The following is a 15,087-nucleotide window of genomic DNA, read 5'->3' as shown; positions in this document are numbered from 1 at the left end:
CGCGCCCACGGGCGGCATACTGCCCGGATCGTGTACGACTGGTGCCGTGCACGAGGTGCCGTGTAGCGAGGCTTCCCCCGCTTCCCCTTCTCTCCCCCCTACCCCCGGGATAACTTCCTACCGCCGGGATAAGAGGGTCACCAGGACGGCGCAGGCTGTAGCCGCGGCCTGCACTACCATCAGCGCCGGAGACGGCCCCAGGAACACCGCCAGCAGGAAAGGAAACAGAGCCAGAAACGCCGTGTCGAGCCCGCGACCCAAATCCCCCAGCTGGGCAGACGGAACCGGTCCAAAGGGTGTGTCGACGGGCGGGACGGACCAATCGGGTGCCTGCCGGTAGCCCCCTCGCACTGCTGCGGCGCCGAGGCCTGCCCCCGCTGCTGCTCCCAAACCGGCGATTGCGGGGTCCGCGGCTCCCACCGCAGACAACCCCGCCCCGAGCAGCGCCAGCCAGGCGGCCATGGCAAGGGCGGGCGCGAGCATCCTGCTGCCGCGGACCGCAGCGGGCGGCAGCGGCAGCAGCCGGTCCATTCCGGCAAGGAGTGCGGTCTGCCGTGCCACAGCACCCACGGCGGAACTCGAGGCGCATCCGGCCGCGGCGATCACGGCGAGCTGTGCGTATACCGGCAGCCCACCCTCCAGCAGGACGACGACGGCGCACACCAGCAGCGAGGCCGCGGGCAGGACCCAGACGCCCGGCAGCCGCAGGAAGGCAATCAGGTCTGCGCGGAGCAGTGCCACGAAAGGCCCCGCCCCGGGACGGTGGAAGAACTTCCGGCCGCGGACCGCTGCTGATGGTTTTCCGGGGGCGGCCAGGGCCCGGCTGAGCTCGTTGACGTCCATGAAGTACACGGCGGCACCGGCATGCCCCGACACGGCACCGCCGCGCACCAGCTCGGCGCCGGGAATATGCTCAAGCCGGTTCCGGAGCAGCAGCGACAAGGACGCCGCAGCGGCTGCGGCGAGCGCGGGCGACCACCGGTAACCGGCCGCTGCCGCTTCCGGAAGCAACGCCAGCACTGCGGCGGCCGGCAGCATGAGTGCTGCCGCAGGGCGGGACCGGCCGGACCTGCTTGCCTGGCGCAGTGCTGCCAGGAGCAGCATCACGGCTGCGGCCAGTCCGAACGCCGCGGCACCGGCTAGCCTGTCCGCGGTCCAGGGGTTTCCCGGTCCGGGGCGGGCAGTGAAGGATACCGCCAGCTGCAGGAGTGCTCCTCCTCCCGCCGTGAGTAGGGTTCGGCCCAGTATTCCCCGCACCACCATGGGCCGGCGTTTCAAGGGCAGGGGCAGCCACCAGTGTCCCTCCGCACGCGCAATGCTGACCGGCCCCAGCCGGCGCGCCAGTACGGCGACGGCGGCAAGGGCCGCGGCCGATGCACCGTAGAGCACCAGGTCCTGGGGAAGGACTAACCACCGCTGGTCGGCCAGGGTGCGCCCCGGGGCGGCGGCGGCAAGGAGCAGCTGCTCCCGGAAATAGACCATCAGCGACCCTGCGAGGACAGCTGCAAGGGCGGCAGCCAGCGCCGCCGTATACAGATCCACCAGGACATCCCGCACCCGAACGTGCCGGCGCCGGTGGGACCGGGATGCTGACCGGGTAAAGCGCACCGGGTTGAAGTGCCCCGCAGGGCCATAGTCCCCATCGGGCATGATGTGCTTTTCTGCTGTCACAGCTTCCTACCGCCCGGCAATATCTGAAGCCGCGCGTTCAGGCGTCAGCTCCTGCACCTGCTCGGCAATCAGCAGGCAATGGTCCGCCGTGCGGCGCAGCAGCCCCGGATCGTGCGTCACGAGGAACACGGCTCCGCCGGCACCGGCGAACTCCCGGATCCGGGAGCCGAGCCGGTCCCGCATGACCGGGTCCAGGCGTTGTTCAGGCTCATCCAGCAGCAGCAGCGAGGAAGGCCGGATGAAGGCCGCAGCCAGCAGCAGCCGGCGCCGCTGGCCCGAAGACAGCACGTCCGGGACGGCGTCGGCGCGTTCCTGCAGGGCAAAGAAGTCCAGTTCACGGTCAACGGCGTCCTCCGGCGCGGAAACACCGTGGCCGCGCGCGACCAGCAGCAGGTGCTCGCGGGCACTCAGGGCCGGAAAGAACACGTCTTCGTCAAAAACCGCAGCGGTCCGCCGCCGGAAGGGAAGACTGTCCTCATTCACCGGCAGCCCAAAGGCACGGACCTCCCCGGACAACGGCAGCAGCTGGCCCGCGGCCGTTCGGGCAACCGTTGACTTGCCCGCCCCGTTGAACCCGACCACTCCCAGAACGGAACCCGGGAAAAGCGATGCCGTGACGTTTCCGCAGACGGCGCTGCCGCCGTAGCCGACGCTCAGCTCCGTCATTTCCAGGACGGCGCCGGACACGGGTACAGCCCCCGGCCCGGGCCTTCCCCTGTTAGCCGCTGCCCCCATAGTGCTCATGGACTGAGAATCTACCGCAGGAGCTTCCGCCGGGGCCGGCCGCACCGCCGCTGCCCGCCCTTTGACTTTGCGGGCGCGTTACCGTGGGATGGCAGCATGACGAAGAGCTACCGCATTGCCCTGATCCCCGGTGACGGAATCGGCCACGAAGTCCTCCCGCCCGCCCGGGCCGTGCTCGATGCCGTGGCACCGCGCCACGGGATCAGCCTGACCTACGACGAATTTGACTGGTCCTGCCGCCGTTACCTCGAGAAGGGCGCGATGATGCCGGAGGACGGTCTGGACTCCATCCGGGGGCACGATTCCATCCTGCTGGGAGCCGTAGGCTGGCCCGGGGTGCCGGACCACATCAGCCTGTGGGGATTGCTGATTCCCATCCGGCGCGAGTTCCGCCAGTACGTTAATTTGCGCCCCATCAAGGTCCTGCAGGGTGTGCCCAGCCCGCTGCGGCAGGAACTGACCGATCCCGGGGTCGATTTTGTGGTGGTCCGCGAAAACAACGAGGGCGAGTATTCGGAGATCGGCGGCCGCCTCAACCGCGGGCTGCCGTCCGAGATGGCCATCCAGGAATCGGTGTTTACCAGGGAGGGCGTTACCCGAATCCTGGACTATGCCTTTGATCTGGCGGGACAGCGCCGGGGCGTCCTGACCTCGGCAACCAAGTCCAACGGCATCATCCACACCATGCCGTTCTGGGACGAACTGGTGCGCGAACGCGCCGCGGACTACCCGGGCGTGGCGTGGGACTCGGAGCACATTGACGCGTTGGCCGCGAAAGTGGTCCTGAACCCGTCCCGCTTTGACGTCATCGTGGGCTCCAACCTCTTTGGTGACATCCTCAGCGACCTTGCGGCGGCGATTGCCGGCAGCATCGGCATCGCGCCGTCGGCCAACCTCAACCCGGAGCGGGAGTACCCGTCGATGTTCGAGCCGGTGCACGGATCCGCCCCGGACATCTTCGGCCAGGGCGTCGCCAACCCGCTGGGCGCGATCTGGTCCGCCTCCATGATGCTGGACCACCTGGGCCACCCGGAGGCAGGCGCCGAGATCCTCGAAGCTGTGTTCGGTGTCCTGGCCCACTCTCCGGTCCGGACCCGGGATCTGGGCGGAACGGCCGGCACCGAGGAATTCACCCGGGAGATCCTGGCCCGGATCGGTTCCGGCGGGGCCTGACCTACGGGGCCTGAAGAGGCACGGAGGACAGTTTCAGCGCTTCGACCACGGCATCAGCCACCTCCCGGGTGCCGGCTGTCCCGCCGACGTCGCGGGTCCGGCAGCCGGCTGCAGTGACGGATTCGACGGCGCTTTCCAGGCGGTGGGCGGCGGCCGGCAGACCCAGGTGATCCAGCATCAGGGCGGCGCTGGCAATGGCACCGACCGGGTTGCAGATTCCTGCTCCGGCGATGTCCGGCGCGGAGCCGTGGACGGGTTCAAACATGGACGGAAACCTGCGTTCGGGGTTGAGGTTCGCGCTGGCGGCCAGGCCCAGGCTGCCGGCGAGCGCGGAGCCCAAATCGGAGAGGATGTCGGCGAACAGGTTGGAGGCAACCACTACCGAGAGGTCTTCCGGGTGCAGCACGAATTTGGCGCTCATGGCGTCCACCAGCACGCTTTCGGTCTGTACATCCGGGTAGTCGGCGGAGACGCGCTTGAACACGTCGTCCCACAGCACCGACCCGTACTGCTGCGCGTTGGACTTGGTGACGCTGGAGACCTTCCGGACAGCGCGCGTGCGGGCCAGATCGAAGGCAAACCGGATGATGCGCTCGCAGCCCTTTTCAGTGAACAATGCTGTCTGGACCGCCACTTCATTGCCCGGGCCGCGGCCTGAAAGGTTGCGGCCGCCGAGCCCGGCATATTCACCCTCGCTGTTCTCCCGCACCACCACCCAGTCCAGGGCAGTCCGGTCGGCCTTGCGCAGCGGGGATTCGATGCCGGGCAGGAAACGGACGGGCCGTACATTGGCCCACTGGTCAAAATTCTGCGTGATATTCAGCCGCAGCCCCCACAGGCTCACGTGATCCGGGACGTTTTTCCAGCCCACCGCTCCGAAGTAGATGGCGTCATAGCTGCGCAGCTGCTCCAGCCCGTCCGGGTCCATCATGACTCCGTGTTCGGCATAGTATTCCGATCCCCACGGAAAGTCCGTCCAGTCAAAGCCGAAGGGGCCGTCTCCGCCCGCGGCCGCCGGCGATAACTCCGCCAGCGCATCCAGCACCTGCCGGCCTGCCGCAATGACTTCTTTCCCCACCCCGTCGGCCGGTATGGACGCGATCCGGTAGATCTTCCGCTCAGGCATGCCTGTTCCCCTTTTCCGGCGGCACGCAGCTCCCCGACGGCGTGCGGTGAATGCGGTGTGCGCCCTGCTCACTACACAGGCTGAAGGCCGGTGGCGTCCAAGACGCAAAAAACATGCAACGCATAGGAGTTCTCTATCCGTGGGCAGCGGCGGGAACCCGGCTCAGTCCGGCAGCAGTGGCGAGAAATGCGCGGGCGGCCGGGGTCAGTTCGGCCGCGCGGCTCAGGGCCGAGATATGCAGACTGGTTTCGGGTTCCAGCCGCGCTGTCCGCAGCCCTGCCTGCCGCGCGAGCGGAACCCATGCCGACGGCAGGACGGCGTGGCCGATACCGGCCAGGACCAGGGGCAGGATCGAGGTCCGGTGAGCCACTTCCACGGCGATTTCCATGTCCACGCCGCCGGCCAGGGCTTCGTCCACCGCCCAACGCATCAGCGATCCCCGCTGGGAAGCAATGACGCGGTGCCCGGACAGCTCTTCCCACCGGATAACCGCATCGGCTTCCTCGCCTGTTCCCCGGAGCTCCGCCGCCGGGTTGAGGACCAGCATGAGCGGCTGCCGGCCAAGGTGCACCACGTCAATGTCGGCAGCGCGGAACGGCCGGTCGGAGCCCAGCAGCCCGATTTCGGAACTGCCGTCGCGGACGGCGGCCACGACCTCGTCGCGGGTGAAGGCAGCGGAAATGCTGACCGTGACCGTGGGGTTGGTCCGGGCGTAGGAGCCGATGATGGAGGTCAGCGGCTCAATGGCGGGTGAGGGCATGGCAATGACGTCCAGCCGGCCCCGGCGCAGGCCCTTGAGCTCGTCGATGGCTGCACGTGCGGCATCCAGGTCGCGGACGACGACGCGGGCCGGGCCCACCAGCTCCCGTCCGGCCTCGCTGAGGACTACGTTGCGTCCCACCCGGTGGAAAAGCGGCACCCCAAGATCCCGTTCCAGGGCCTTGATCGTCTGCGACAGCGAGGGCTGGGCAATCAGCAGCCGTTCCGCAGCACGGGTGAATCCCTGATGGTCCACCACGGCCAGGAAGTACTTCAGGTGCCTGACGTCCACGAAGGCTCCCTTGCATTCGGGCATACGGGGCGCGGCCGCCGCGTATTGGTATTTCCTATGGGTGAGTAGACAACAGGTTGTGGACGCGGCACAAGGCGCTGCTGCATAGTGAACGCATTCAACGAGGAAGGACCAGGATTGTGTACACGCAGCAGCCGGCTCCAACCGAAGACTCGGGCTCACCTCAACGCACCGACGTCCGCGCGGCACTCCTGGGCGGGACCACCTTCCGCAGCCTGAGTGAGCAGACACTCTCCCCCCGGGAGGAGAAATTCGAACGGGCGCGGCAAACGATCGGCCTGTTCCTGGCCCCCGCCGTCGCCGTCGTCTTCGCCCTTCTCCCCCTGAACCTTGACCCGCAGCAGCATATGCTGGCCGCCATCCTGCTGGGCGTGATTATCCTGTGGATCTGCGAACCGGTCCCCATCCCCATCGGCGGGCTGATCGGCGTCGCCGCCATCGTCATTCTCGGCGTCGCCCCCGCCAGCGCAGTCCTGGCGCCGTTCGGGTCCACCACCATCTTCACCTTCATCGGTGCCTTCATCCTTGCCCAGGCCATGCTGAAGCACGGCATAGCGCAGCGGCTCGCCTTTGCGGTCCTGTCCCTGCCGGGCGTGGGCAAATCCACGTACCGGGTGGTGATAGCTTTCGGCGTCATCACCTGCCTGCTGTCGGCGTTTGTATCCAACACCGCCACCGTTGCCATGCTGATGCCCACGGCCCTGGGCGTACTGGTGGTCATTGCCCAGCTGATGCAGGACCGCGGGGTCGTCAAAGCCGACTTTGACCCGCTGCGGATGAGGATCGGCGCGGCGCTGCTGCTGATGCTGGCCTACGGGGCGAGTGTGGGCGGCCTCCTCACCCCGGTCGGGTCACCGCCCAACCTGATCGGCCGCGGCCTGATCGAGGAAGCCACCGGCGTGCGCATTTCCTTTGCCCAGTGGATGGCCATTGCCGCTCCCGTCTGCCTCGCCATGTTCCTGGTCCTGGCCCTGGTCATGCTGCTGCTGAACAAGCCGGAGATCCGCCGCATCGAAGGCGTGGAAGAGTACGTGCGGGAACGCCGGGCTGAACAGGGCCGGATGTCCCGGGCCGAGATCAACACGCTCATTGCGTTCGGGGTGACGGTGACGCTGTGGCTGGCCCCCGCCGTGGCCAGCCTCATCGGGGGAACGGAGTCCGAGGCCTACATCTTCCTCGACGACCGCCTCGACGAGGGAATCGTGGCCGTGCTGGGTGCGTCCCTGCTGTTCATCCTTCCGGTCAATTGGAAGCAGCGGCAGGCCACCCTGACGTGGTCCGACGCAGCGAAGATCGACTGGGGCACCATCCTGCTCTTTGGAACCGGCATTATCTTCGGTGCCCTGCTGGCGGAGACCGGGCTTGCGGAAACCATTGGCCAGGGTGCTTCGGAGAACCTGAACATCACCAACATCGTGGCCATCACCGTCTTCTCGGCCATCCTTGCCATCCTGATCTCGGAAACCACCTCCAACACGGCGTCCGCTGCGGTGATTGTTCCGATCGTGATCCCCCTCTGCCAGGCCATCGGCGTCGATCCCTTCGTGCCCGCACTGGCCGCCACCTTCGCGGCGTCCTTCGGATTCATGCTTCCCGTCTCCACCCCGCAGAACGCCATTGTCTACGGAACCGGCGCCGTGCCCATCACTCGGATGATCCGCACCGGCCTGTTCTTCGATATCCTCGGTGCCGCCCTGATCATCACCATTGTCCCGGTCATGATCGCCGTGGTCGGGATCGGCGGCTAGAGGCTCGGGTCCTGGCGAACTGCCCAGCGGGTCAGCGCCAGGAGCCGGGCGGCGACGTCCGCGGCCGTGCGGCCGTCAGTGGGAAGCCGGTGGACCCAGTCCGGGGTGTGCAGGTCAAGTGCTGCTGCAGCTGCCCGGCTCCGCGACACATGCTGTGCCAGGGATGGTCCGGATTCGCGCCGGGAGAGCCGGGACCGGACCGAGCGCTCCGAACCTTGCAGCAGCACGGCATGAACGCGGGGGCTATCGCCCATGGCCGCCGCCAGCTCGGCCGTTTCGCGGACCGACGCGGTGTTTGTGTAGACCAGGCGGCGATAGCCCAAAGCGCGGTAGTTCTGCCACAGGGCGGCCAGATTCTGTGCCGCCAGGCCGTGCTTCCATGGCGAGGGGTGCTGCCAGGGTGCCGGGTGGGCCAAATCGAGGTTGTCACCCTCGATGACGGCGTGCCGCACGTCCAGGGCCGTGAGCAGAGCGTGCAGCTCCAGTGCCGCACTGGTTTTGCCCACCCCGGAGGGGCCGCCGATGAAAAGCACCTCTGCCGGTGTTTCGGTCTCCGTCCCTTCGGCCGATCCTCCGCTGCCGCCCGTACTTTCGCTGCCGTCCAATAGGTTCCCCGTCCCCGTCCCCCGCCTGCCTGCACAGGGCGCCGCCCTTGTGCTCAGCCTGCCCCGCCGCAAGAATCTCACCAGACTTCTGGTGTGAAGTGCACCAACCGTACCTGCTGAGAGGAAAAGCCATGCCCCGCATCGCTGTAGGCACCGAAAATTCCGGAACTGTTGAGCTTCACTATGAGGACCACGGGGCCGGCCAGCCGGTCCTGCTGATCCACGGCTATCCCCTGGACGGGGATTCCTGGGAACGGCAAACCCGGGCCCTGCTCGGCGGCGGCTACCGGGTGATTACTTATGACCGGCGCGGGTTTGGATCTTCAGGCCATCCTGCCTCGGGGTACGACTATGACACGTTTGCCGATGACCTGAATGTCATCCTTACCGAACTGAACCTGCGCGACGTCGTACTGGTTGGCTTCTCCATGGGCACCGGGGAGCTTGCCCGCTACGTGGGCCGGCACGGAACGGAGCGCATCAGCCGGTTGGCGTTCCTTGCCTCGCTGGAACCGTTCCTGCTGCAGACCGGCGACAATCCGGCGGGGGTTCCCGCAGAGGTCTTTGAGGGGATTGCCGCCGCAGCGCAGGCCGACCGCTACGCCTGGTTCACCAGCTTCTTTTCCGATTTCTACAACCTTCCGGAAAACCTGGGAAAGCGGATCAGCGAGGAGGCGGTGCGCGGAAGCTGGAACGTCGCCGCCCGCAGCGCCCCGATCGCTGCCTATTCCGTAGTGCCGTCCTGGCTCACGGACTTCCGCGCCGATGTCGCGAAGGTGCGGGAGTCGGGGGTTCCGGTGCTGATCCTGCACGGAACCGCCGACAACATCCTGCCCATCGACTCCACCGGAAGGCCATTTGCCGCGGCACTGCCGGATGCCCGGTACCTTGAGGTCGAAGGCGCGCCGCACGGTCTGCTGTGGACGCACGCGGACGAGGTTAATGCGGCACTGCTGGACTTCCTCCAGAGCTCCTGAGCCGGGATGCCCGCCCGCGGCTGCGCTCCGGCCGCCGCAGCCGGGCACAAGGTCTTGTGCTAGCCGGTGATCTTGTACTTTTCGCGGTCCTTCTCGTCCAGGATTAGCTGTTCCTCCACCGTCATGGCGCTGCCGCCGCGGCTGACCGGCATCCACCACGCGCCCGGCTCGGGGGTCTCCTGGTAGGTGTCCATGCAGTGATCCATGCCCGCCTGCAGGGTTTTCTGCAGCCGTTCCGTCTCTTCCACCACCGACGCATCCGGTTCAACCCGGATCATGGGGCTGACATGGATGCGGACCGGTGTCTTCCAGAGGGACTTCACGCTCAGGCCGTGACCGCCGCGGGTGAGCATACGGTGTGCGCCCCAGACGGAAACCGGAATAATCGGCACGCCGGCTTCGGCAGCCATGCGGACGGCTCCGGTCTTGAGCTTGCGGACGCTGAAGCTGCGGCTCACACCGGCCTCGGGCAGAACCGCAAGGTATTCTCCGCGCCGCAGGGCCTCCACCGATTCGGCGTAGGCCGCGGCGCCGTCGGACCGGTCCACGATGATGTGCTCGCACATCTCGCAGACGGCCTTCACGAACGGTTTCCGGGCGGCCTTCTTGGTGACCAGGAACCGCATGTGGGCCTTGAGCTTCCGCCAGACCAGGTACTCGGCAAACACGAAGTCGAGATAGCCGAAGTGGGTGATCGCCACGACGGCTCCCTTGCCCGGCACCACTTTGCGGTCCAGGCCGGAGATCTCTTCGTTGCCCGGAAGATTCTCCAGGCCGGATGGAAGGACGGGGACCCGGAACAGCTTGATCGACAGCGCACCCGTCAGGACGATGCTGCGGTAGACGTACTTGTTGGGGCGAAACTTCAACGTCATCTCCTGTATTCGTATCCGGCGGAACTCGATTCTATCCGGTAGCCGGGCCGTCAGTGGAACCGGGTATGCACGCCGGCGGCCCCTTTTGGGCCGTGCTCTGGCCCCGCTGGCACCCCACGCGGTTAGGGTGGGATATGGCATGGCGAATCCTGGCCCGGGCCCGCAACGGCGGCGGTCCGTCACCGGCCGTGCCGGCCGTGCCCGGGGCTGCGGATGAGGCGGAAGCCCTTGATGCGGGCTTGGGCGAAACAGACTGGGAGAGGCCTCCGGAAGGTTCTCGCCCCGGGTGGTTTCCCGCACCCAGCGGAGCGCTGGCGCTGCGCACCATGGGCGTGGAAACGGATCCGCCGGTTGTTCTTGTCCCGGGAGTGATGGGCTCCAAGGAGGACTTTTCGCTGATGATGCCCGTCCTGGCGGCTGCGGGCTATTACGTCCTCAGCTTCGACATGGCAGGGCAGTACGAGTCAGCGGCGGCGGGCCCGGAGCAGCTGACGCCCCCGCAGACCCGCTACGGATACGAGCTGTTCGTCAATGACCTGCTCGCGGTCCTGGAATCCCTGGGCGGTGCCGCGCACGTGCTGGGCTACTCCTTTGCGGGAATCGTCGCCCAAATTGCCTTTGCGGAACGCCCCGAGCTGTTCCGGTCACTGTGTCTGCTCAGCTGCCCGCCGGTTCCGGGACAGAGCTTCAGGACTGTCAGCCGGGTGGGCCGGTTCAGTCCCCTGGTCAACGACAAGATGCACGCCGGGCTAATCGTGTGGGGCATCCGCCGCAACTTTGTCCACACACCCGAGTCGCGCATGCGGTTCATCCGCCACCGGTTCGAGTACACGAGGAAGCAGTCGCTGCAGGACATCGTTGCCCTCATGAAGCAGTCCCCTGACCTGCGCGGCGTCCTTGCAGCGGCGCCGCAGCCCAAGCTGGTGGCTGTGGGGCGCGCTGATGTGTGGCCGCTGCACCTGCACCAGGCCTTTGCCGATTCGATCGGCGCGCGTTTCGCTGTCTACGGAACGGGACACGCGCCGTGTGAGGATGCCCCGCACCAGCTCAGCCGGGATCTTTTGGCGCTGTATGCGGCGGCGGGCTGAGCCTGCGCCCGGCCCGCATGCGGTACCGCTCGCGGAGCCGGCGTCCGGGAGGCTCAGCCCGAAAATCGACGTCGAACGTCTGATACGCGCGCACCACCCGGCTGCCCAACCCCCGCCAGCTGTAGAACGGGCGGGCCGATACGCCTACGCGCAGCCGCGGGTCGTAAACCACAGACATGTCGGCGCGGATCTGATAACTCAGCTCCAGGTCATCGTGCAGTTCGGGCCGGTCCCGGTGGACACGGCCCCGAAGGGCGGCCCACATGTCCGCAGGCATAGCGAAATTGGACCCGAACAGCGGCGGATGGCCCAGCAGCAGTCCGACCACCCTGATGTAGCCACCGATATAGATGTTCCGGGCGATCCAGCAAATAAGGCGGTTGGCTCCGTAGAAGTCACCCGGACCGGTCACCGCCGTCAGCGGGCCCGCTGCCGCCAGCAGCCGTTCCACCCGCTCAAGCCAGTCCGGCGGCGGAACCGAGTCCGCATCAAGCCGGGCCAGGATCCGGCCGGTGGCGGCATCGAACCCGGCGGCGGTTGCCCCGGTGATTCCCGGAACGTCCAGGGAGATGCGGCGCACCCCCGCCGCTGAACACACCGCGGCGGTGTCGTCGGTGCTGCCGTTGTCCACCACCACTACTTCATCCGGGGGCCGGGTCTGGCGCCCGAGCGCCGCCAGGCAGGCAGCGAGCATCGGCGCATCGTTCCGGGACGGGATAACCACCGAGATTGTTGGCATGGTGTCATGACTGTAGCGGCGCGCGGCCGGACGTGGCCATGACAGCGGCCGCGGTGCGGAACGGGCCCGGCAATTTACCCGGCGGAATCAGTTTCCCCGGTAAATTGCCGGACCGGATAAGCCGGACCGCGTTAGCCCGCCCGGCTTAGTCGTGGCGGGGAGAATGCACCGTCTTGGACTGCTGATACACGTCGGGAATACCGTCGCCGTCGTCGTCGATGTTCTCCTCCTCCTCAACCGCACGGTAATGGCGGTTGCGGCGGGACAGAACCACCGCTGCCAGCAGCGCGGCCAGGATCGAGGCCGTCAGGATTCCCACCTTGGCGTGGTCATTGGCCAGCGTGTCGAGGCCGAAGCTCAGGTCCGCGACCAGCAGAGAAACGGTAAAGCCGATTCCGGCCAGCAACGCGACGCCGAAGAGGTCGATCCACTTGAACGAGGCATCCAGGGAGGCACGGGTCACCTTGGTCAGCAGCCAGGTGGTTGCGAGGATGCCGATCGGCTTGCCCAGCACCAGGCCGGCGATGATGCCGACGGAAATGGGATCGGTCAGCGAGGAGACAAAACCGTCCCAGCCGCCCACCGCAACGCCGGCCGAGAAGAAGGCAAAAACGGGAACCGCAAAACCGGCGGACAGGGGGCGGAAGCGGTGTTCGAAAATCTCGGAGAGGCCGGGGCCGGCCTCGGGCCCGCCGCTGGCTTTGCTGCGGATCACGGGAACCGCGAAGCCCAGCAGCACTCCGGCAACGGTGGCGTGGATTCCGGAGGCGTGCACCAGGGCCCAGACGACGACGCCGATCGGCAGCAGGATGAACCAGGCGGCGGAGGCCTTCAGTCCGAAGAAGCGGCGGTATTTCTGGGCGAGGAAGGTGTAGACGGCAAGCCCGGCCAGGGCCAGCAACAGGGGCGTGAGCTGAAGGTCCTCGGTGTAGAAGACGGCAATGATCGTGATCGCCAGCAGGTCATCGACCACTGCAAGGGTCAGCAGGAAGATCCGCAGGGCGGACGGCAGGTGGGAGCCGATGATCGCGAGGACAGCCACGGCAAAGGCGATGTCGGTGGCTGTGGGGATGGCCCACCCGTTGAGGGTTTCCGGGCTGCTCAGGTTGATGACCGCATAAATGGCTGCGGGGACCACGACGCCGCCGACAGCAGCGGCCACCGGAACAATGGCCTTGCTGACGTTCCGCAGGTCACCGGCCACGAACTCACGTTTGAGCTCCAGGCCCACCAGGAAGAAGAAGACGGCGAGCAGGCCGTCTGCGGCCCAGGCGCCCAGGCTTAGCTGCAGATGCCAGGGCTCGTAGCCGATCTCGAAGTCCCGCAGGGCGAAGTAGCTGTCGGAAAGCGGTGAGTTGGCCCAGACCAGGGCGATCACTGCCGCTGCCACCAGCAGCAGGCCTCCGACGGTCTCCTTGCGCAGGATTTCGCCAATCCGGAGTTTCTCGCTGTAACTTCCCCGGCTGAAAAGGCGGGGGCGGTCGCTGGGGGCGGAAGCGGGTTCCGGAGAGTTGTTGGGGTGCTGCACGGGGACTCCTGAAAAAGCGGTCGACAATGTTATTGCCGACCAGACTTCCCGGCGCACCTTCGTTCCACCTTACGGGAAATTCAGCCTCTGTTCGAACCCGTTACCGCTGTCCGGCAGTGGGTCCCCCGGCACCCCGTGCGCTGTTGCCCGGCCGCCGGCCAGCAGAACACAGTGCTGTGCAGCCCGTGCCCTCGCGAGGTCATGGGTGGCTTCGACTACCGTCACTCCCCGTGCCGCTTCGGCCTGCAGTGCCTGGCCGATCAGCTCCCGTGCGTGCTCGTCCAAGCCCGCGTCCGGCTCATCAAGGAGGAGGACCTGCGCTTCCTGTGCCAGCCCCTGGGCCACCAGCGCCCGCTGCCGCTGACCCCCGGAGAGTTCCCCCAGCGGTTCAGCCGCCAGGGAACGGATATCCATTCGCTCCATTGCCCGTTCCACCGCCTGCCGGTCGCTGCGGGTCATCCGGCCCGCCAGCCCTGCCCTTCCCCAGCGGCCCATGGCCACGGCACCGCGAACGGTGACCGGAAACGCGCCTGCGGCCGCCGACTGCTGCACCACCAGGGCCGGGCGGCCCGGCAGGTGCGCCTGCACGCGGCCGGCGTGCGGCTTGCCGACTCCTGCCAGCAGGGACAGCAGGGTTGACTTCCCTGACCCGTTATCCCCCACGAGTGCGGTCAGCGCCGCGCGCTCGATCGTGATGGACAGATCCCGGAACACCTCACGTCCCGGATAGCGGAAGGCCACTGATTCAAGGGTGTACGCCTGCATATTTCTGCCTCCGAAGTCCACCAGATTGCCTTCTTGCAACTGATTCTCATTATCTATTGTAGGGTTTCATCCGTGATGACTTGGTTGCTTGAACCGTTCGCGGTCGTATTTGTCCAACGTGCCCTGCTCGCCGGACTGCTGGCCGCTGTGCTGTGCGCCGTGGCCGGCACCTGGATCGTCCTGCGCGGCATGGCGTTCCTCGGCGATGCGATGTCCCACGGGATGCTCCCCGGCGTGGCCGCCGCCGCCCTGCTGGGGTTCAACCCCCTGCTCGGCGCCGCCGCCAGCGCTGCTGTCATGGCAGCCGGAATCAGTGCAGCGGGCCGCAGCCGGCGTTTGTCCCAGGACACGGCGATCGGCCTGCTGTTTGCCGGAATGCTGGCGCTGGGAGTCATCATCATTTCCCGGTCCGGGTCCTTCGCCGTGGACCTGACGGGCATTCTCTTCGGCGACATCCTGGCAGTGCGCCCCCGCGACCTGGCTGTCCTGGCAGCCGCACTGCTGGTTACCTGCGTTCTGGCCGCGGCATTCCACCGGGCCTTTACCGCCGCTGCCTTTGACACCCGGAAAGCCGCGACGCTCGGCCTGCACCCCAAGCTTGCCCACGGGGTCCTGATGGCCATGATGATCATCGCCATCTCGGCGTCGTTCCAGGTGGTCGGAACCCTGCTGGTCTTCGGGCTGCTGATTGCGCCCGCGGCAGCGTCCCGGCTGTGGAGCAGCACCGTGCCGGCCATGATGCTCGGAGCTGCCGCCGTCGGATCCTTCAGCGTTGCCGCCGGCCTCCTGATCTCCTGGCATGCCGCCACGGCCGCCGGGGCGACCATCACCGCCGTCGCCGTCCTGGTGTTCTTTCTCGCCTGCGCACTGCAGCCGCTGCTACACGGGGTGCGTCGCCGTTCCCGTTGCCGCCGTTCACGCCGTCCGGCCCTGTCCGCCGATACGTCCCGCCTTTCCCCCAGCACAAGGAGCTAAT

General features: G+C 67.1%; 14 protein-coding genes. 5 read left to right on the top strand and 9 right to left on the bottom strand.

Features of this window, described 5'->3' with window-relative positions; translation table 11 throughout:
• Window positions 1-117 precede the first annotated feature (117 nt).
• Both M1D40_RS09250 and M1D40_RS09245 read right to left on the bottom strand, forming a co-directional pair.
• Window positions 118-1,650 carry a DUF6297 family protein gene (locus M1D40_RS09250; protein ID WP_461168644.1) on the bottom strand — a complete coding sequence of 511 codons (1,533 nt, stop codon included), beginning with the start codon at window positions 1,648-1,650 and terminating at the stop codon, window positions 118-120.
• A 27-nt stretch (window positions 1,651-1,677) separates the two neighbouring features.
• Window positions 1,678-2,358 carry an ABC transporter ATP-binding protein gene (locus M1D40_RS09245; RefSeq protein WP_461168643.1) on the bottom strand — a complete coding sequence of 227 codons (681 nt, stop codon included), beginning with the start codon at window positions 2,356-2,358 and terminating at the stop codon, window positions 1,678-1,680.
• Between the two features lie 153 nt (window positions 2,359-2,511).
• Here M1D40_RS09245 and M1D40_RS09240 point away from each other — a divergent pair, with 153 nt between their 5' ends.
• Window positions 2,512-3,588, top strand: a complete 1,077-nt coding sequence (locus M1D40_RS09240; RefSeq protein ID WP_461168642.1) for a tartrate dehydrogenase — start codon at window positions 2,512-2,514, stop codon at window positions 3,586-3,588.
• A 1-nt stretch (window position 3,589) separates the two neighbouring features.
• Here the strand turns inward: M1D40_RS09240 and M1D40_RS09235 are convergent, their stop codons facing one another.
• Together M1D40_RS09235 and M1D40_RS09230 are read right to left on the bottom strand one after the other, a co-directional pair.
• Complete coding sequence (locus M1D40_RS09235) at window positions 3,590-4,714, bottom strand: tartrate dehydrogenase (protein WP_461168641.1); 1,125 nt, start codon at window positions 4,712-4,714, stop codon at window positions 3,590-3,592.
• Between the two features lie 133 nt (window positions 4,715-4,847).
• Window positions 4,848-5,765: a LysR family transcriptional regulator gene (locus M1D40_RS09230; protein ID WP_461168640.1), complete on the bottom strand. Its 918-nt coding sequence runs from the start codon at window positions 5,763-5,765 to the stop codon at window positions 4,848-4,850.
• Between the two features lie 140 nt (window positions 5,766-5,905).
• On the opposite strand from M1D40_RS09230, the gene M1D40_RS09225 reads away from it, so the two are divergent.
• Window positions 5,906-7,534, top strand: coding sequence for an SLC13 family permease (locus M1D40_RS09225; RefSeq protein ID WP_341393092.1), 1,629 nt, complete (start codon window positions 5,906-5,908; stop codon window positions 7,532-7,534).
• Here the strand turns inward: M1D40_RS09225 and M1D40_RS09220 are convergent.
• Complete coding sequence (locus tag M1D40_RS09220; RefSeq protein WP_461168639.1) at window positions 7,531-8,139, bottom strand: ATPase; 609 nt, start codon at window positions 8,137-8,139, stop codon at window positions 7,531-7,533. The genes M1D40_RS09225 and M1D40_RS09220 overlap by 4 nt on opposite strands.
• A gap of 131 nt (window positions 8,140-8,270) precedes the next feature.
• Between M1D40_RS09220 and M1D40_RS09215 the strand changes: the two genes are divergently transcribed.
• The gene (locus M1D40_RS09215) at window positions 8,271-9,116 is read left to right on the top strand and encodes an alpha/beta fold hydrolase (RefSeq protein ID WP_461168638.1); all 846 of its coding nucleotides are present in this window, start codon (window positions 8,271-8,273) and stop codon (window positions 9,114-9,116) included.
• Between the two features lie 59 nt (window positions 9,117-9,175).
• On the opposite strand, the gene M1D40_RS09210 is transcribed toward M1D40_RS09215, so the two are convergent.
• Window positions 9,176-9,991, bottom strand: coding sequence for a lysophospholipid acyltransferase family protein (locus M1D40_RS09210; protein ID WP_461168637.1), 816 nt, complete (start codon window positions 9,989-9,991; stop codon window positions 9,176-9,178).
• 134 nt (window positions 9,992-10,125) lie between these two features.
• Here M1D40_RS09210 and M1D40_RS09205 point away from each other — a divergent pair, with 134 nt between their 5' ends.
• Window positions 10,126-11,079: an alpha/beta fold hydrolase gene (locus M1D40_RS09205; RefSeq protein ID WP_461168636.1), complete on the top strand. Its 954-nt coding sequence runs from the start codon at window positions 10,126-10,128 to the stop codon at window positions 11,077-11,079.
• Here M1D40_RS09205 and M1D40_RS09200 read toward each other — a convergent pair.
• The 3 genes from M1D40_RS09200 to aztA form a co-directional block, all read right to left on the bottom strand.
• Window positions 11,039-11,818: a glycosyltransferase family A protein gene (locus M1D40_RS09200; protein ID WP_461168635.1), complete on the bottom strand. Its 780-nt coding sequence runs from the start codon at window positions 11,816-11,818 to the stop codon at window positions 11,039-11,041. The two genes, M1D40_RS09205 and M1D40_RS09200, sit on opposite strands and share 41 nt — an antisense overlap.
• Window positions 11,819-11,963: 145 nt before the next feature.
• Complete coding sequence (nhaA, locus tag M1D40_RS09195; protein WP_461168634.1) at window positions 11,964-13,346, bottom strand: Na+/H+ antiporter NhaA; 1,383 nt, start codon at window positions 13,344-13,346, stop codon at window positions 11,964-11,966.
• Between the two features lie 69 nt (window positions 13,347-13,415).
• The gene (aztA, locus tag M1D40_RS09190; RefSeq protein WP_461168633.1) at window positions 13,416-14,150 is read right to left on the bottom strand and encodes a zinc ABC transporter ATP-binding protein AztA; all 735 of its coding nucleotides are present in this window, start codon (window positions 14,148-14,150) and stop codon (window positions 13,416-13,418) included.
• A 36-nt stretch (window positions 14,151-14,186) separates the two neighbouring features.
• Here aztA and aztB point away from each other — a divergent pair, with 36 nt between their 5' ends.
• The gene (gene aztB / locus M1D40_RS09185) at window positions 14,187-15,086 is read left to right on the top strand and encodes a zinc ABC transporter permease AztB (RefSeq protein WP_461168632.1); all 900 of its coding nucleotides are present in this window, start codon (window positions 14,187-14,189) and stop codon (window positions 15,084-15,086) included.
• The last annotated feature ends 1 nt before the right edge of the window (window position 15,087 follow it).

It is taken from the genome of Arthrobacter sp. Z1-15 (genome assembly GCF_054792395.1).
The sequence above is the reverse complement of the archived record's forward strand: the minus strand, read 5'-3'. Positions and strand labels throughout refer to the sequence as shown.

Excerpts from the sequence above, each read along its gene's own strand:
- M1D40_RS09250 (WP_461168644.1), bottom strand. The coding sequence starts at position 1,650 with ATGCCCGATGGGGACTATGGCCCTGCGGGGCACTTCAACCCGGTGCGC.
- M1D40_RS09240 (WP_461168642.1), top strand. The coding sequence starts at position 2,512 with ATGACGAAGAGCTACCGCATTGCCCTGATCCCCGGTGACGGAATCGGC.
- M1D40_RS09235 (WP_461168641.1), bottom strand. The coding sequence starts at position 4,714 with ATGCCTGAGCGGAAGATCTACCGGATCGCGTCCATACCGGCCGACGGG.
- M1D40_RS09215 (WP_461168638.1), top strand. The coding sequence starts at position 8,271 with ATGCCCCGCATCGCTGTAGGCACCGAAAATTCCGGAACTGTTGAGCTT.
- M1D40_RS09210 (WP_461168637.1), bottom strand. The coding sequence starts at position 9,991 with ATGACGTTGAAGTTTCGCCCCAACAAGTACGTCTACCGCAGCATCGTC.
- M1D40_RS09205 (WP_461168636.1), top strand. The coding sequence starts at position 10,126 with ATGGCATGGCGAATCCTGGCCCGGGCCCGCAACGGCGGCGGTCCGTCA.
- M1D40_RS09200 (WP_461168635.1), bottom strand. The coding sequence starts at position 11,818 with ATGCCAACAATCTCGGTGGTTATCCCGTCCCGGAACGATGCGCCGATG.
- aztB (WP_461168632.1), top strand. The coding sequence starts at position 14,187 with ATGACTTGGTTGCTTGAACCGTTCGCGGTCGTATTTGTCCAACGTGCC.